This is a genomic window from Thermococcus prieurii, from assembly GCF_054657655.1.
Genome location: NZ_BAAHYH010000002.1, coordinates 325,542 through 340,929, shown reverse-complemented (window position 1 = coordinate 340,929; position 15,388 = coordinate 325,542). Strand labels below are relative to the sequence as shown.

16 protein-coding genes, 1 tRNA gene and 1 riboswitch are annotated in these 15,388 nt (G+C 57.0%); of the genes, 4 read left to right on the top strand and 13 right to left on the bottom strand.

Annotated elements, in window-relative coordinates:
• Nucleotides 1-91: 91 nt before the first annotated feature.
• Both ACYQ04_RS05080 and ACYQ04_RS05075 read left to right on the top strand, forming a co-directional pair.
• The gene (locus ACYQ04_RS05080; protein ID WP_460129888.1) at nucleotides 92-292 is read left to right on the top strand and encodes a t26-17p; all 201 of its coding nucleotides are present in this window, start codon (nucleotides 92-94) and stop codon (nucleotides 290-292) included.
• Entirely contained in the window at nucleotides 289-774 is a 486-nt protein-coding gene (locus tag ACYQ04_RS05075; RefSeq protein WP_460127840.1) for a hypothetical protein, read from the top strand. Before ACYQ04_RS05080 ends, ACYQ04_RS05075 begins: the two co-directional genes overlap by 4 nt.
• 340 nt (nucleotides 775-1,114) lie before the next feature.
• Here the strand turns inward: ACYQ04_RS05075 and ACYQ04_RS05070 are convergent.
• A tRNA-Glu gene (locus ACYQ04_RS05070) sits at nucleotides 1,115-1,192 on the bottom strand.
• A gap of 87 nt (nucleotides 1,193-1,279) precedes the next feature.
• Between ACYQ04_RS05070 and trm10 the strand changes: the two genes are divergently transcribed.
• Nucleotides 1,280-2,389, top strand: a complete 1,110-nt coding sequence (trm10, locus tag ACYQ04_RS05065; protein WP_460129887.1) for a tRNA (guanine(9)-/adenine(9)-N1)-methyltransferase — start codon at nucleotides 1,280-1,282, stop codon at nucleotides 2,387-2,389.
• Between the two features lie 33 nt (nucleotides 2,390-2,422).
• Here the strand turns inward: trm10 and ACYQ04_RS05060 are convergent, their stop codons facing one another.
• A complete protein-coding gene (locus ACYQ04_RS05060; protein ID WP_460127838.1) occupies nucleotides 2,423-3,010 on the bottom strand; it encodes a ferritin-like domain-containing protein in 588 nt (195 codons plus the stop codon).
• A 110-nt stretch (nucleotides 3,011-3,120) separates the two neighbouring features.
• On the opposite strand from ACYQ04_RS05060, the gene ACYQ04_RS05055 reads away from it, so the two are divergent.
• Complete coding sequence (locus ACYQ04_RS05055) at nucleotides 3,121-3,501, top strand: hypothetical protein (protein ID WP_099210710.1); 381 nt, start codon at nucleotides 3,121-3,123, stop codon at nucleotides 3,499-3,501.
• A 48-nt stretch (nucleotides 3,502-3,549) separates the two neighbouring features.
• Here the strand turns inward: ACYQ04_RS05055 and ACYQ04_RS05050 are convergent, their stop codons facing one another.
• The 11 genes from ACYQ04_RS05050 to ACYQ04_RS05000 all read right to left on the bottom strand — a co-directional run bounded on the left by ACYQ04_RS05050 (nucleotide 3,550) and on the right by ACYQ04_RS05000 (nucleotide 15,371).
• Nucleotides 3,550-5,370, bottom strand: coding sequence for a proton-conducting transporter transmembrane domain-containing protein (locus ACYQ04_RS05050; RefSeq protein ID WP_460127836.1), 1,821 nt, complete (start codon nucleotides 5,368-5,370; stop codon nucleotides 3,550-3,552).
• Nucleotides 5,367-5,972 carry an NADH-quinone oxidoreductase subunit B family protein gene (locus tag ACYQ04_RS05045; RefSeq protein ID WP_460127834.1) on the bottom strand — a complete coding sequence of 202 codons (606 nt, stop codon included), beginning with the start codon at nucleotides 5,970-5,972 and terminating at the stop codon, nucleotides 5,367-5,369. Before ACYQ04_RS05045 ends, ACYQ04_RS05050 begins: the two co-directional genes overlap by 4 nt.
• The gene (locus tag ACYQ04_RS05040) at nucleotides 5,972-7,177 is read right to left on the bottom strand and encodes an NADH-quinone oxidoreductase subunit D-related protein (RefSeq protein ID WP_460127832.1); all 1,206 of its coding nucleotides are present in this window, start codon (nucleotides 7,175-7,177) and stop codon (nucleotides 5,972-5,974) included. Before ACYQ04_RS05040 ends, ACYQ04_RS05045 begins: the two co-directional genes overlap by 1 nt.
• Nucleotides 7,174-8,532 (bottom strand): proton-conducting transporter transmembrane domain-containing protein, encoded by a 1,359-nt coding sequence (locus tag ACYQ04_RS05035; RefSeq protein WP_460127830.1) that lies wholly within the window; start codon nucleotides 8,530-8,532, stop codon nucleotides 7,174-7,176. The genes ACYQ04_RS05040 and ACYQ04_RS05035 overlap by 4 nt, the downstream gene beginning before the upstream one ends.
• A gap of 4 nt (nucleotides 8,533-8,536) precedes the next feature.
• Nucleotides 8,537-9,154 (bottom strand): hypothetical protein, encoded by a 618-nt coding sequence (locus ACYQ04_RS05030; protein ID WP_460127828.1) that lies wholly within the window; start codon nucleotides 9,152-9,154, stop codon nucleotides 8,537-8,539.
• Nucleotides 9,151-10,110, bottom strand: a complete 960-nt coding sequence (locus ACYQ04_RS05025; protein ID WP_460127826.1) for a respiratory chain complex I subunit 1 family protein — start codon at nucleotides 10,108-10,110, stop codon at nucleotides 9,151-9,153. The genes ACYQ04_RS05030 and ACYQ04_RS05025 overlap by 4 nt, the downstream gene beginning before the upstream one ends.
• Before the next feature lie 21 nt (nucleotides 10,111-10,131).
• Nucleotides 10,132-10,196, bottom strand: a riboswitch (Fluoride riboswitch).
• Between the two features lie 52 nt (nucleotides 10,197-10,248).
• Nucleotides 10,249-10,491, bottom strand: a complete 243-nt coding sequence (locus tag ACYQ04_RS05020) for a hypothetical protein (protein WP_460127824.1) — start codon at nucleotides 10,489-10,491, stop codon at nucleotides 10,249-10,251.
• Nucleotides 10,469-10,648, bottom strand: a complete 180-nt coding sequence (locus ACYQ04_RS05015) for a hypothetical protein (RefSeq protein WP_460127822.1) — start codon at nucleotides 10,646-10,648, stop codon at nucleotides 10,469-10,471. Before ACYQ04_RS05015 ends, ACYQ04_RS05020 begins: the two co-directional genes overlap by 23 nt.
• 46 nt (nucleotides 10,649-10,694) lie before the next feature.
• Complete coding sequence (locus ACYQ04_RS05010) at nucleotides 10,695-13,361, bottom strand: valine--tRNA ligase (RefSeq protein ID WP_460127820.1); 2,667 nt, start codon at nucleotides 13,359-13,361, stop codon at nucleotides 10,695-10,697.
• A gap of 4 nt (nucleotides 13,362-13,365) precedes the next feature.
• Nucleotides 13,366-14,511 carry an MFS transporter gene (locus tag ACYQ04_RS05005; RefSeq protein ID WP_460127818.1) on the bottom strand — a complete coding sequence of 382 codons (1,146 nt, stop codon included), beginning with the start codon at nucleotides 14,509-14,511 and terminating at the stop codon, nucleotides 13,366-13,368.
• Between the two features lie 113 nt (nucleotides 14,512-14,624).
• Complete coding sequence (locus tag ACYQ04_RS05000; RefSeq protein ID WP_460127816.1) at nucleotides 14,625-15,371, bottom strand: class I SAM-dependent methyltransferase; 747 nt, start codon at nucleotides 15,369-15,371, stop codon at nucleotides 14,625-14,627.
• Between the last annotated feature and the right edge of the window lie 17 nt (nucleotides 15,372-15,388).

Genomic DNA, 15,388 nt, shown 5'->3' with positions numbered 1-15,388 from the left:
ATTCTTAGAGCCGCTATGTTGCTATCATACTAATACTTCTACGGTAGAAGACTTTATAAAGGCTGACATCTACCGTATACTGGTGGGACCGATGCTCAAGGTTCAGGTTCGCAAGCAAATCAAGAGGCAGAAGAAGAAGGGTAAAATCTACAACGTCGAGCAGAGGCTTATTTACATCCCCTCAAAAGCAGAGCTTCCAGAGGAAGTTTACATTCTTACCCCTGAAGAACTCAAGGGACTCGCCGAGCTGATTCCCAAGGAGAAGAGGCCGAGCTGGTTGGTGATGGAATGAAGACGCTTGTAATCTCAGTAGACAGAAGCAGGCAGAAAAGAACCATCTATGCGTTAGTTGAGGCAGAGTACGACAACCTCAGATATATCCGAGAGAAGGGTGGCTGGCTTAAACACCTGGCAGAGCTTCCGAAGCAGGAGCGAAGGAACTACATTGCAAAATTCCCGGACAGATTCGAGAAACTAAAACCATACGTGGAGAAAATCATCATAACTCCCTTCTTGAGCGAGATTAAAGACGAGGTAGTTAACAAATCAGGAAACATTCGCGTTCTGATTCTCGATGATGCTGTGCTCAAAAAGTTCAGCGAGTATTCAGGTCAAAAGAACGTTTTCAAGGAAAGTTTAGCTAAGAGGAGATACGAGTTCCGGCACGTTGTTCTTCTCACAGATAACCTCGCATACATTAGCCGCGAGATTTACGAAAAGAACCCGAATCCAAACGCTCTCAAGAAAGAACTGCGGAAAAGAGGGATACTGTGAAGCCCCTCTCACGGTGCGTCCCCGGCTTCATAAGGGTCTGCCAGGGCCACCACTCGAAGGGCCCGCCAACTCCGTCCCCAACGGGACTTCATGCTCATGCGGCTCATCGCCCAATCATTCTCACGGGCTCAATATCGTATACGCAACGTGCACTTTTAAAGGTTACTGAAATGATACATCATTTCTCCCAAAGTTATAAATAAAGAAAACCTCACTGTCTCCGGCTCAAACTCAAAAAGGGTATCTACCGCGACTTATAACCGGTCTCGTTTCATAGAAGACGCCGTTTTATTGAGGCTCTCGCTTGGAGAAGGTGCAGATAAGGCGGGAGGCAGGATTCTGGTGCCCGGGCCGGGATTTGAACCCGGGGCGCGGGCTCGAAAGGCCCGCATGTTTGACCGGGCTACACCACCCGGGCGCGTCCGTTCTTAGGGGGCCGAGCGGACTTAAAAACCTTTCGGCCGGTAGATTTTTAAACATCCTCCCGAGCCCCCCACCGATGGCCATGAAGACTCTCGCGGACGTTCTCAGGGAGGCACTGAGGGAGAAGGGGATAGAGAGCATAGGAACGCTCTCGAAGCGCTTTCGAAAGTCCAAAAACAAACTCCAGGACATAGCGGTTGAGATAGTCCACGGCAAGGGCGCAATCTTCCGTGTCCCCGAGAAGACTGCAGTCGCGTGGGACCTGAGCGGAAACCGCGTTGAAGGCTCTTACTACGCCTACGCCCCTCTCTGCATGGCGGACAAGTTCGAGATGGTTCTCTCCCCGGAGGAGCTCCGCTCAAAACTGCCCGAGTGGCCCTACTTCATAATCGACCTCCAGCTCTGGGACAAACACACCCAGAAGGAGAAGGGCAAGGTCTGCCTCCAGATTAACCAGAGCTACGGCCTCCTGCGCGACTACTTCACCGGCAGGGAGCTGGCAGTTACATGGGCCAACGAGGAGTTCCGAAAGATGTTCCACGGTCCCCTCGATAGGATTACCGCTTACGAAGGTTCGACCTCCGAGTTTTTGAGGAGGGAGGGAATAGACGAGGTCGTTCTCCTCGACCCCTGGGCCGACGAGGTTTTAAGCGAGGAGGACTTCGGCGTTAAGGCCTTCGTAATCGGCGGAATCGTCGACACCGGCGGAGATAAAAAGCTGACTCCCAAAATCGGCGAGGAGCTTGAAGGAGCTGGAATAAGGGTCAGGCGGAGAAAGATAGTTCTCAGGGGCGACGTGATAGGAGTTCCCGACAGGATAAACAGAATTCTAGGCATACTCCTCAAGATGCTCGTTGAAGGCAAACCGATGGACGAGGCCGTCTACGAGTTCCAGGAGCCGCTCCACGCGCGCTGGAGGCTCAGGAAGGAGCTGCCAAGGAGGGCAATTCGGTACAGAATCGACGGGAAGGACTTCCGCGTCGTCGAGAAGGAGCTCTTCGACGAGTACTCGAAGTGGCTTAAAATCCGTCCGGAGGACTTCGTTAAGGTCCTCAGAGAGCTGGATTTGATTGCTCTCGACAGGAGAAGGATACACCGCCTTAACAAGCTCTCGGTTCCAAGGGTAATCCGCGGCAGGCTCTACCGGGTCATACTCCTCAAGAAGGCTGCGATGCTGTGCTACAACTGTTAAAAGGTGATTTAAACGTGATACCTGATTGGATGCTTAGAGTCTCCGTTTCTTGTCCCTCTTAATTTCCTCAATGAGCTCTTTTAGTGCCTTCTGGCGCTCGACTTTTGAGTAAAACTCATATTCATTCTTTAGAAACTCGTAGTGCTCTCTCTCATCCTCCGCGAGGCGCTCCATGAGCTTTTTGTGCTCTGGATTTTCCAGGAGCTCTGCGAGGAGCATGTAAACCATCTCAGAGAGCCTTTCGGCGTCCATCCCTATCTCAAGAACCCGCAGGTAATCTCCGACAGTTCTAAGTCGGTAGTCTTTTTCTGAGAAGACCCTTGCCCAGCTCTTCAGATGGACCTTCGGAACATCTTCGCCCGGGAACAGACTCTCGAACAGTCGAGAGACTTCCAAATCATGGCCTCTCTCAATCTCTAGGAACTCTCTGAACTTCTCACGCGGGTATCCGTCCGGTAGGTTCTCATAGAGGAATCGGTACAGGTTCGTTGAGTCCACTTCCCCCTTGAGGATGTATGCCATTATCTCCTTCAATGATTTTTGAGACAGCTCCCTAACGGCCTTTCGGATTTCCTCCCTCACGCTGGCTTTTTCCATGAAGAGCTCTAAGGCTCTCCCCATGGCATCACCCTCCTTAGATTAGGCGGAATCGTATAAAACCCTTGTCATATATCGAAGGTTGAGCCAACAGGTTCTTAAGCTCGGACTCCAAACCAAGCCAGGGGATTGCCATGGGAGTCAGTGCCCTTATAATGTTCCGGAACTACAACATAGGAACCCAGCAGGTTATGGGAGGCTCGCCCTCGGATGTCATCCCGAGGATTTACTCGAAGTTCAGGAAGGCCCACTGCCCGGAGCAGGCTATACTCAACCTGATACGGGAGAACGGCAACGTTGTCTTCGGCGAGGGCGACAACAAGATGTTCACAGGCTACGACTTCGTCTACAAGGTGTGGTACACGGGAAAGACGCTGTTCATAGAGGACGAGGACGTCCTAGAAGACGACATGATTCAAGAGGTCCTGGACGAGCTTAAAAAGGAGTTTGGTGACGTTAAAGTTGAAGTCATACAAGAGCATGACGCGACCTTGTTTGAAATCCACTTGAAGTGACTCTCACCTTTCTCCTTTTCTCCTTTAACCTACGCAAAAGAGAAAGGGTCAAAGGACCCTGAGCAGATATACGAGACCAACTATCAACGCCAGCAGGATGTACGCGACGTAAACGCTGTCCGAGCCCTTCATCAGCCCGTGCCTGAACCACTCCGAGAAGTTCAGATAAGCCCCCGAGAGCTTTTCGTAGGCGATGTTCACCCTTTCGCGCCAGTAGAGCCTTCCGTTCTCCTCCCTCGTACCATAGAGCCAGCCCTCGGTTATGAGGAGTATTGCGGAGTGGGCTATCGGCGGGTACTCCGGGTTGCTCAGCCCACCGCTCCAGGCCCTGACGCGCCTGACCCTCTTGAACACGGTCAGCCTTGCTATAACGTAGACGCTGACGCCGAAGACCGTCACGAGGCCGGCCAAGTAGGTCGGCGAGATTCCGCCAAAGTCCTTGGCCACAACAAGAAAGCCGTCCTTTATGCCGAGCGCCCCGCCTATGAAGGACGTCGCTTTTATTCCGGCGAGCGAGCCGACGACGCTATCAACGAGCCTGAAGACCGCCAGCGGAAGAACGCCCACCATTACCAGCACGGCGCCCATGAACGCGTAGGCGATGTCCTCCGCCGAGAGCTCCCTTCTCCCTCCGGCGCGCTGGATTCCGTGGGTGATTATCTTGCTCATCGCAACGCCCGCGACACCCGCCGTTAGCGCAACGAGCGACCCCACGAGGACCATGAGGACCTTGAGCTTGGCGTCAGGTATCTTGAAGCTCTGGAGGAGCGTCTCTATGCCCATCCACTCGCCGAGAAAGCCCGGGAACGGGGCGACGCCGGCTAGGCTGAGGGCTGAAACGTAGCCCGCGACGACGCCGACGGTGGTAAGCCTGCCTGCCCTGACCTCCGGGAAGCGCCCGGTTCCGTTCTCGAGCCTTCCCGCGAGCAGGAAGAGCAGTCCCTTTGCGACGCTGTGGGCGAAGGCGTAGAAGAGAAGCGCCAGCAACGCGAACGAGGCAAGGGTTTTGTTGCCGGCGTTCAGGGCTACAACGGTCCCGCCGAAGAGCGCGAGGAGGACGCCGTCGTTCTCGACGGTGCTGTAACCTGGCAACTTCTTGACGTGCTCGGTGCCGGCCGCGTAGGCCGCCCCAAGTATGGCCGTTAAGCCACCGAGCAGGAGGAAGAACGAACCCACCCACGTGGCGGGACTCTCGATGAGGAGCAGCCTGACGAACCCGTAGACTCCCATGAGCGTCAGAACCGCGCTCAGGAGCGAGGAGAGGTTCGCCGGAGCCTTGCCGTGTGCATCTGGAAGCCAGACGTGGAACGGGAACATGGCCATCTTAACCGCGAAGCCGAGGCCGGCCAGGAAGAACGCAAGGCTCCAGAGTTCAGAGCCTTTCCAGGCCGAAAACACTGTGGAGCCGGTCTCAACGGAGAGCAGGCCGAAGCCGGCCAGGATTAGGAGGGCGCTCAGCTCGCCGAAGGCGAGGAACTTGTAGGCTTCCCTCCTCGAGTTTTCCCTCGCGGTTATCCCGAAGTAGCTCGCTATCGTCATGACCTCCCAGCCGACGAGGAAACCAACGGCCCCCTTTGCGATTAGTATCACGAGCATTCCTGCTATGCTCATCGCGAACGAACCGGCTAACAGCCTCGGGTAGTGGTTGTCGTAGCTCAGGCTGAACAGCGAGGCCCCTAGCCATACTATCCCGGAGACCACGAGGAAGTAGCGGGAAACGTCGTCTATTCCCTCCGGCCGGACGAGGGCAAGGACCAGCAGGCCGGCCGAGAGAAGGGCCGAGAGCGCGTAGCTGGCCTTTTTCGAAATCATCGCGAGCAGGGAAGCAACGATGAAGCCTACGGTTATCGCGTAGAACGGGTTAATCATTCGACATCCCTCCCGGCGGCCTTGAGGAGGCCCTCTATAATCTGAACGGGACTTGGAGGACAGCCCGGAACGTAGCCGTCAACTGGAACGAAGTCCTCAACTTTCCTACCACACAGCGCGCCGTTGGCGCAGGCTCCCAAAACCAAGACCCGCTTGGGTTCGGGCATCAGCTCGTAGGCCTCCTTCAGGACCGGAATCATCCCGTCGGTCGGACAGCCGGCGACGAGGAGAACGTCCGCGTGCTTCGGTGTCGGCGTGAAGAATATCTTGAGCCTGTGAACGTCGTAGTTCGGGCTGTGGAGGAGCGCAACCTCCCTGTTGCAGGCGTGGCAGGTTCCGACGTCAAGGAAGAAGACGTGGAGCGACTTCCTGAAGGGGAGAGGATTTTTAACCTCACTCAGCCCTGTTTTCTGGCCGAAGGGAACGCTACAGAGACGGCAGTTGATGCACTTCCTGTAATCAAGCCATCCATCCTCAACGGCCCCGAACGGACACTCCGCCGGAGCCTCGAGCGGGAAGCTGAAGGGAAGCTCCTCCTCGCTCACCCTCTTTGGATACTCGCTCGTCAGAACGCCCTTCCTGAGCCCCCTGATAATCCACATCACTCCTCACCTCCCTGCCAGAGGTCTGCATCCGCGAAGTTCAGGCCGAAGCTGTGCAGTCCGAAGGGGAAGTCCGTGAATATGTTTCCTGTTATGCCCCTGCAGAAGGCCACGTAGTTTATCCTCGACGCCCCCCTGAGGCCAATCCACGAAACTCTGCCGTCCCTCAGCTCCACGAGCGTAAGAACGTCACCGTGCGGGGCCTCCGCCAGTCCGATGTTGAGGCCCTCTTTAACCTCTGGGTCTGACTTTAAAGCCCTGAAGTCTATTCCCTCGATAATCTCGAAGGAGCGCTCTATTTCCTCCATGCGGACCATGAGCCTCGCGAGGGTGTCCCCGTCCTCGCACGTCACCGGTTTGTAGGAGTAGAACCTGTCGAAGGCCCGAACGTCCCTTCCGACTCCAGAACCCCTCGCCGCTATCCCAACGGCGTCGAGCTCGATTACGTCCTCTTTGCTCAGCCGGCAGGTGTTGTGGAGACGGTCGATGAATATCTTGCTCTCGAGTAACTCCTCCCTCAGCTCGCGGAACTCCTCCTTGAGCTTCTCTAATCTCTCAACGGCCCTTCCGTCGAGGATTCTAACTCCACCCGGAACGTTCGCGCCGAAGCCGTAGCGGTGGCCGGTCAGCCTGTTGAGGACCCTGAGCGTTTCCTCCTCGAGCCAGTGGAAGTGCATCGTTGCGACCTTCTGGGATGCATCTCCAGCGAGCTTGTGGATGACGTTGAAGTGGTTGTAGAGCCTCTCAATCTCGAGGAGGCCCTTCCTTACCTCCCAGACGTCCTCGTCGGGGTTGGCCTCAACCGCCCTCAGGAAGGCGTAGGTGTAAGCCAAGGCGAAGTTCCCGACGGCCCTCTCAAGGATTGCTATGGTCTCCTCCAGCGGGCGGTTTATCAGCCTCTCCTCGATTCCCCGTCTCTTGTAGCCGTAGACGGGCCTTATAGAGACTATCCTCTCGCCGTAGGTGAGTATCTCGAAGGCCCCTGCCTGTCCCAAGCCACCGGAGGCAGGACCGAAGGTTAAAGGAACAGCGTTGCTTCCCGGCGGGATTTTCATGTAAGGCGTGGTCTCACCTATCAGAGCGGGCGCAATCTTCCTGTCCGGCAGTCTCTCCTCTTCCCTGATGAGGGCCTCGCCCGTGTCGTAGTCGAGCCAGACCGTTAGGTAGTTTCCGTTCCTCCTGAAAACGGCCGAGAGAGCCATCATATTACCAGACCCCCGGTGAGTGCAAGGTAGACCGCGTAGAGGCTTACCCCGAGAGCTACGAGCGTCATTATCAGGGGTATCAGCTCCTCACCGCGCTGGAACTCCGCTCCTTTCCCCTCGCCGAAGAGCATCTTGGCCGAGTGCCAGTTGAGGGCCAGGAACGATAGGAGCAGTCCCGTTCCGATGAGGATGGCCCACCAGCGGTTTATCGAGAGGGCCACCCCGAGTATCGACAGCTCCGCGAGGAAGGTTCCGAAAGGCGGTGCACCGGTCACCGCCAAGGCCGATAATCCGAAGGAGTAGCCGAGCGCCGGGCTGTCCTTCAGCAGGCCGTTGATTTCCCCAATCTCGTGGCCGTACCTGCTAACCGCGCTTCCGGCTGAGATGAAGAGGGCGCCCTTGGCGAAGGCGTGAACCGCGACGAGGACGAATACGAGCTTGAGCAGGCTCGGCCTGTAGTAGCTCAGCGTGAGGCCTATGGTAGCCACGCCCATCATGTCCATGCTCGAGTAAGCTAAGAGCCTCTTGACGAACCTCTGCGAGGCCATAAGGATTGACGCCACTAGGACCGTCAGGATTCCGACGGTTAGGGCTATGTAGACGGCCTCCTTTCCGAGACCCGTCGATGCCTTGAAGAGGCGGTAGTAGACGAGGAGCGCCGTTGGGAGGAGCGTTCCCGAGAGCATAGCGCTGACCGGCGAGGGGGCGCTTCCGTGGGCGTCAGGAAGCCAGCCGTGCATCGGGAAGAGGCCGACCTTTGTTCCGAAGCCTACTATGGCAAGCAGTCCGACCACGGCGCCGGCCTTCTCGGAGAGAACGAGGTGCCTGACGTCGAGGGTTCCCGCGAAGCTGTAGGTTATGACCACTGAGAGGAAGGCTATTCCAAGGCCTGCTGAGGCGATAATCATGTAGCGCCAGGCCCCCTCAACGTTCCGCTTCTTGCCGTCTGTGATTATGAGTATCGCGCTGACGACGGTCGTTGCCTCGAGCCCAATCCACATCCAGCCGAGGTTCGAGACGACGGCGGTGAAAATCATCGAGAGCGCGAAGAGCGAGAGGAAGCTCCAGTAGAGCCTGAGCGGGTAGAAGGGCCTCTCGACCCTCTCGACGTAGTAGAGCGATGCCAGGGAGGCGAAGAAGTAAATCCAGGCTATCGTCGTTGCCAGGACCATTGAGTACCAGTCGGCGTAGAAGTAGTGGCTCGAGACGGTGTAGCCCCTGATGAGCATGTCGGTTGCTATTGATGCCGTTATGAACGCCAGCCCCGGGACGATTGCCCTGCCGAGCCTCTCGGAGAGGAGCGGAACGAGCGTCGCTATGAGCGGTATTGCGAGCAGGTAAACCACTGCCTCCATGCTATCACCCCACCAGCTCCTCGACTTCCAATGGCCCGTAGCGCTTCTCGGCACCGAGAACGACCGCGAGCAGGACGAAGGCTATCATGTCGAGCAGTATTCCGAACTCAAGGACCATAGGCATTGGCGAGAGCATCACCGCGAGGTAGAGGAGCGCGTTCTCCTCGCTGAGGTAGCCGACTATCTGGGCCAGGGCGTTCCGCCTCGAGGCTATGATGAGCATGCTGAGGAAGAGCAGGACGAAGGCTATGACCCCTCTCCAGTCGTTTGTGGCTTTGTAGACCGGGATGTAGAGGAAGTAAGCCAGGACCGCCACGATGAGGCCGAGAACTATCGCGTGGTGCGTAGTCTTAATCTCCCTTCCGCGCCAGATTCTCTCCTTCCTGACGTCCCTCTGGAGGAGCCAGGGTATCAGGAGTGCCCTGAACGCTATCGTGATTCCGCCGAGGATTATGAGCTCGGGAATCCGCTTTTCCCAGCCGACGAGCCCGATTATTAAGCCGATTAGGACGGACTGGAACGCAACCGCGTCAATCAGGGAGTGCATGTAGGACTCGGTGAGCATGAAGAAGGCCGTGAGGAGGACCACCGAGCCGAGCAGGTTGAGGATTTCGTTAATCACGGAGCACCACCCCCGAGGAGGAAGCTGATGACGCCCATTATCGCCAGGAGGAAGCTGGCGGAAAGGTAGTCGATGATGCGGAAGAGCCTTATCTTTGCCAGGGTCTCCTCAACGACGACAAAGGCCAAGATGAGGCCGAGCATCTTGACGAAGAGCGTCGCGATTCCCTTGGCGATCTCAGCCAAACTTGCGCTCGTCGCGAGGCCCCATGGAACCGCGAAGACGTTGAGGAAGACCGCCATCAGGATGAAGGACTTCATATAGCCCGCCCAAGTGTTGAGGGCGTAGAGCGGGCCGGTGTACTCAAGGCCCTTCGCCTGGTCGAGCATTCCGAGCTCGTTGCTTCCGTGGGACTCGATTGGGAGCTTTCCAGTATCGAAGAGCAGGAGCATAAAGAACGCGGCCGTGATGAGGATGTGTGTCGGGCTGAGGTACCAGCCTTCGGCAGTTATCCTGTGGTTCATCAGGAAGGGGTTGTTGGTTCCCGTCAGTATGGCCACGCCGAAGAAGACCATTATGAGGACCGGCTCCGCGAAGGCCCCGAAGTTAACCGAACGGGTCGCACCTATTCCGGTGTAGTAGCTTCCGGTCCTCTCGGTGGCTAAAATCGAGGCCATCGCGGCGAGACCGAATATGAAGGTCCCGCCGAAGAAGTCCACAGTCGGGGCGAACCAGCTCGGGAAGTTGCCGACTATCGGGAGCATCCAAGGCAACGTCAGCATTGCACCGAAGGCTATGAACGGCGCGATGACGAAGAACGGTCCGACTCCCTCTGGAATCAGCGTCTCCTTCCTGAAGAACTTCGCGAGGTCGTAGTAGGGCTGGAAGATGCTTATTCCCTTCCTCGACTCGATGCGCGCCTCTATCTTCTTGAGGATTCCGACCATGAGGGGTGAGAGCAGGAGCACCACTATAACCTGAACTAGACCGATAACCACCCTGTCTTCCGGGTTCAAAGGCGTCACCTCCCCGATGTGGAGAGAACAGGCGTCATTAGCCCCTGTTCGGGGCAGTTAGGGCGGACGCCATCGCCCGGAAATTTGCCCGGCGGTTTTATGAGGCTGGGTTTTTAAAGGTTTTGAGGACTCGGGAGTTCACTGATGGACGTCTTTGGGGTGATGCTCTTCTTTTCTTCCTGCCTTTAGGTACTTGTCCATGACATTAATCGCTTCCTCGTCGCTCCATTTTCCTCCGAGCATTCTGTTCTCGGCTATGTATCCGGCCAGTTTGATTGCAAGGGTTCTGTTCTCGTTGAAGAGCTCGTACATCTTGTAGTTGAGCACCGCCTCCTTCTTCGAGAGCTCGAGCAGTCTGTCACGGAGTTTCTCCTCTTCCATCTCCCTCACCCTTTAAATTCTCGTTTTCCCTTTGGAGCTCCCCAAGGGCTTTCCTCAGAAGCTCGTTGTCCCGCTTCATCTCGGCGTATTTGAGTTCCATAAGCTCAAGGAGCTTCTCCATCTCCTCGATTCGCTTCTTCAGCTCCCCTTCCCTCAAGGTTCTCCACCGGGTAAGAATAGAAGGGGAGGCGTAAAAACCTAACTCAGAAGAACACTATAACCGCGTCCCCAACTACTGCCGTCTCGACCTCTTCTCCTTCGCTGAACACCGCCTTCCTGATGACCACGTCGTCCTTGCCGAGCTCGACCTTTTCTCCATCGACCTCGAACTCAACCTTTCCGGTCTCCTTGAGCGCCTTGGCAACCTCTTCCGCGTGCTCCTTGAGGTAGGCGGTAATCTTCGGCACGAGCTTTCCGTAGCGCGGACCGACGGTTCTGAAGTTGGGCTTTATCTCGGTTATGCGCTCTTCCAAAGCCGGCTCGCCCCTGATTATCTCGAGTCTCTCGATGTTCATCGTTCCGGCTATGTCCCTCTCGATGGCCCTGAGCTTCTCGTAGGAATCGGTTGCATAGATGGCCACGTGCTTGAGCTTGGCGTTGAGGGCGAGGCCGTGAGAGTTCTTGTAGCGCCTTATCGCGCCGACTATTTCTCTCGCCAGCTCACCGAGCTTCTCGGCCTCTTCGTCGATTCTGTCCTCTCTGAACTTCGGCCATTCAAGGAGGTGAACGCTTTTAGCGCCAACCCGCTCGCGGAAGAGGTTCTGGTAAAGCTCCTCGGTGATGTGCGGGACGAACGGAGCGAGCAGGAGCATCAGGTTGTAGAGGAGCTCGTAGAGCGCCGTCTTAGCCTTCAGCTTGCTCTCCTCGTCGTCGCCGTAGAGGCGGTACTTAATCATCTCGATGTAATCATCTGCCACCTCGTGCCAGACGAAGGTTATCAGCTCCCTCGTCAGAAGGTTGAAGCGGTAGCGCTCCATCTCCTCGGTGGCGAACTTGATGAGCCTGTGGAGCCTTGAGAGAATCCAGCGGTCGAGCGGTTCGAGCTCCCCGGGCGCTTTGGCCGGGTCGAAGTCGGCCAAATGACGCTCGGCGAAGCGGTAGATGTTCCAGACCTTCTGCAGGAAGCGGAAGTTGTAGTCAACGGTCTCCCACTTGAACGGGTGGTCCTCTCCGGGCGGTGCTAAAGCGGTCCAGAGGCGGAGCGCATCGGCGCCGTACTTCGGAATGACCTCATCAGGGGCAACAACGTTGCCGTAGCTCTTGCTCATCTTCCTGCCGTCGGGCCCGGCGACCATTCCGTTGATGAGGACGTCGCGCCAAGGCTTCTGGCCGGTGAGCATGTAGGTCCTGAATATCGTGTAGAATGCCCACGTCCTTATGATGTCGGTTCCCTGGGGCCTGAGCGCGGTCGGGAAGTTGTGCTCGAACCAGCGCTTCGCCTCCTCGTCGCCCTTGATGGCCTCGTGCCACTTGGTTATTATCAGCGGGGTTATGCTCGAGTCGACCCAGCAGTCGAGGACGTCCGTTACGGGCTTCGGCTCGCTCCCGTCGGAGCACTTCCTTGGAGGCTTGTCAAAGCGCGGGTCAACCGGGAGCTCATCCTCGTCGGGCAGTATTATCTCGCCGTTATCGCAGACCCAGAAGGGAATCGGCGTTCCGAAAACCCTCTGCCTGCTTATGACCCAGTCCCAGTCCATTGACTCGGCCCAGTCCTTGAGGCGGAGGAACATGTCCTCGGGATACCAGTTTATCTCCTTCGCGACCTTCACTATTTCGTCCGTGAAGTCCTTGACCTTTATGAACCACTGCTTCTTGGGGAGTAGCTCAATCGGGGCCATACAGGAGCTCCTCTCGGTGTGTCTGAGAACGCGGTGCCTTATCTTCTCCTTCTTGTAGAGGAGGCCCATCTTCTCAAGGTCTTCCGCAATCTTCTTCCTCGCTTCCTCGGTCTTGAGGCCGGCGTAGGGTCCGGCGTTCTCGTTCATCGTTCCATCCTCGTTGATGGCTATGATGACCGGCAGGTTGTAGCGCTTCTGCCAGACGACGTCCTGTTCGTCGCCGTAGGTACAGTTGTAGACCGCTCCGGTTCCAAAGCTCGGGTCAACGTCCTCGTCCGCGAGAACCGGTACTTCTCTCTCGAATATTGGCAGTTTAACCTTCTTGCCAACGACGTCTTTGTAGCGCTCGTCCTCGGGGTGGACGAAAACTGCCACACAGGCGGGCATGAGCTCGGGCCTCGTGGTGGCTATCGGAACGTGGCCGGAACCATCGGCAAGCGGGAGCTTGATGTAGTAGAGGAAGCCGTCCTCCTCGACGTAGCCGACCTCGGCTTTAGCTAAGCTCGTCCTACAGCGCGGGCACCAGTAAACGGGGTGCTCGGCCTGGTAAAGCAGGCCTTTCTTGTAGAACTCGATGAGGGACTTCTGGACTGCCGCCTTGTACCAGTCGTCCATCGTGTGGTACTCCAGGTCCCAGTCCGCTGAATAGCCTATCCTGATGAACTGGTTGCGCATTGCCTCGATGGCCTGCCAAGTCCACTCAACGCACTTCTGGAGGAACTTCTCCGGCTGGTCCTTGCTGATTCCGAACTCCTTCTCGACCTTAAGCTCGGTAGGGAGCCCGTGGTTGTCGAAGCCCTGCGGGAAGAGCACGTTGTAGCCGGTCATTCTCTTATAGCGCGCGATGATGTCAATCCACGTGTGGCTGAGCACGTGACCGAGGTGGAGCGTTCCACTCGTGAACGGGGGCGGAGTGTCAATCGCGTAGCTCGGCCTCTTCTCGTCGAGCTCGTACTTGTAGATTTTCTCATCGAGCCAGAACTTCTGCCACTTGGGCTCAATCTCGTTCGGGTCGTAGTTCTTCGGGAGCATATTATCACCTTCCACCGGGTTTTTCCGGGATGTTACCCCCTTCACCGGGGGCGCTTAAAAAGGTTAATCCCCAGATTGGCAGGGCCGAGAGGGCCCCGGTCAGGCCGGCCGCGAGGTAGGCCGTGCCGAGTCCGGACTTTCCGGCGAGCAGGCCTACCGCGACGTTTGCAATCGCCGTAAACCCACTTCCTAAGGTGCTCAGCGTCGAGCTGACCGTCGAGCGGACTTCCGAGGGAATGAGGTCGTTCCTGAGGACTGCCATCAGCGGTCCCCTCGCCCCGAGGGTAACCTCTACCGCGAAGAGGAGAGCCACGCTCTCCCAGAGGCCGGGGGCGATGCCGAGGAGGGCAATCTCAACGCCGAGCAGGGCAGACGTTAGGGCAACTGTTTTCGGAGACGGTTCGAGCTTTTTCGCAAGTAGCGCGCCGAGGGAAGTGGAGAGCAACATCGTCGCGAAGAGCGGTCCGAGGGCCTCGTCCGGCAGTCCCTTAGCTTTCAGCAGGAGCATCCAGAACGTGAAGAACGCCCGCCCCGTGAAGCTCAGCAGGAACGAAGAGAGGAGGAGCAGGTGCAGTCCCCTATTTTCAAGGACCACATGCAGGCCCCTGCGCAGTATCCCCGAGTATCCGAGTTCCGCCTTACCCCTGTTGTCGGGCAGGAGGAGGAAGGCCATAAGGCCGGAGGCCATCGCGAGAACTCCGGCGGTAACCACCGGGGCGTTCGGAGCGAAGCCGGCGAGTGCACCGCCGAGGAAGCCACCAGCAAACCTGGCTGGCCCGGAGAGGGCCTTCAGCCTGCTCAGGACCTCCTTTACCCGCTTTCTATCGCCAAGGGCATCGTAGAGCCAGGGAACCATCGTTCCGCTGACGAGGGCGCTTCCGAGGCCGGAAAGCGACGCACCCGCGAGGATGCCCCAGAGCCCTCTTGAAAGGCCTATGACAACCAGTCCGAGGCCGAAGAGGGAGCTTCCGATTGCGTAAACCCTGACCCTGCCGTGTCTGTCCGCGAGACCGCCGGTCGGGAAGTCCGTGAGAAGCTGGGCAAGCTCCGAAACGCCCTGAACCAATCCAATCTCAGAAAAGCTCAGGCCAACCGACTTAAGCCAGAGGCTCAGGTAAGGCCCAAGAACCGCGGAGCTCAGCGAGCCCACTAAAGCCGTCGCCGTGTAGCGCCATTTCAGACCACGCTCCCGTCTTCCAGTGGACGATAGGCATCACCCGTGCACTGAAATGGGGAGGGGTTTAAAAGTTTTTGCATTGTCCCTTATTTCACTGCCACCAGCCAGTACCTTCTGTCGTTAGGCCTCAGCTCGTGGAGGTTTCCGTAGATTTTAACCTTCCTGAAGTGCCTCCCGGCCAAAAGCCTCATCTCCCTCGGCGTGTAGATGTTGAGTTCGTCGTCCACCATAAAAGCCCTAACGCTCCCGTCGGGCTTAACTACCTGCACGAGCCTCTTGAAGTGGAGTTTCTGAAAAGCCGGCTCCACCTCGCGCCAGTCGGTTATGACGAGCCTTTCTTCACCCTTTCGCTCGTCCCATACTATCGGACCGTCCCTTCCGCCGTAGAACCAGCAGGGGAAGTCCGCTATGAAGACCCCGCCCTCTTTCAGCGCCCATTTTACAGAATCAAATAATTCTTGAATTGCAGAATCATCGAAATACATAATGGATGAGAAGAACATGGTTACCGCGTCGAATTCCTCCTCAAAGTCGAGCTCAAGCGCGTTTCCTCGAATGAACTCGACATTAAGCCTTCTCTCTTCGGCCTTTCTTCTTGCAACTGCCAACATCTCCTCGTGGAGGTCGAGACCCGTAACCTCGTAACCGCGCCTCGCGAGTTCAAGCGTCGGAATCCCCGTTCCGCAGGCGATGTCGAGGATTTTTGTTACTTCCCTTTCGGCCTCTTTCTGGAACAGTTCCTCCACGAAGTCAATCTCCTTACCAACCCGCTCGGCCCTTCGCCTGTAAATCGAGTCGTAGTACTCGGCCAGAACGGTGTAGAGCTCGTGCATGACATCACCGAAGTGAA

What these genes read in the sequence shown, in the direction of transcription:
- ACYQ04_RS05020 (WP_460127824.1), bottom strand. Translation starts at nt 10,491, where the DNA reads ATGGAAGAGGAGAAACTCCGTGACAGACTGCTCGAGCTCTCGAAGAAG.
- ACYQ04_RS05035 (WP_460127830.1), bottom strand. Translation starts at nt 8,532, where the DNA reads ATGGAGGCAGTGGTTTACCTGCTCGCAATACCGCTCATAGCGACGCTC.
- ACYQ04_RS05010 (WP_460127820.1), bottom strand. Translation starts at nt 13,361, where the DNA reads ATGCTCCCGAAGAACTACGACCCGAACGAGATTGAGCCCAAGTGGCAG.
- ACYQ04_RS05000 (WP_460127816.1), bottom strand. Translation starts at nt 15,371, where the DNA reads ATGCACGAGCTCTACACCGTTCTGGCCGAGTACTACGACTCGATTTAC.
- ACYQ04_RS05045 (WP_460127834.1), bottom strand. Translation starts at nt 5,972, where the DNA reads ATGTGGATTATCAGGGGGCTCAGGAAGGGCGTTCTGACGAGCGAGTAT.
- ACYQ04_RS05055 (WP_099210710.1), top strand. Translation starts at nt 3,121, where the DNA reads ATGGGAGTCAGTGCCCTTATAATGTTCCGGAACTACAACATAGGAACC.
- ACYQ04_RS05040 (WP_460127832.1), bottom strand. Translation starts at nt 7,177, where the DNA reads ATGATGGCTCTCTCGGCCGTTTTCAGGAGGAACGGAAACTACCTAACG.
- ACYQ04_RS05060 (WP_460127838.1), bottom strand. Translation starts at nt 3,010, where the DNA reads ATGGGGAGAGCCTTAGAGCTCTTCATGGAAAAAGCCAGCGTGAGGGAG.
- ACYQ04_RS05050 (WP_460127836.1), bottom strand. Translation starts at nt 5,370, where the DNA reads ATGATTAACCCGTTCTACGCGATAACCGTAGGCTTCATCGTTGCTTCC.
- ACYQ04_RS05080 (WP_460129888.1), top strand. Translation starts at nt 92, where the DNA reads ATGCTCAAGGTTCAGGTTCGCAAGCAAATCAAGAGGCAGAAGAAGAAG.
- trm10 (WP_460129887.1), top strand. Translation starts at nt 1,280, where the DNA reads ATGAAGACTCTCGCGGACGTTCTCAGGGAGGCACTGAGGGAGAAGGGG.
- ACYQ04_RS05075 (WP_460127840.1), top strand. Translation starts at nt 289, where the DNA reads ATGAAGACGCTTGTAATCTCAGTAGACAGAAGCAGGCAGAAAAGAACC.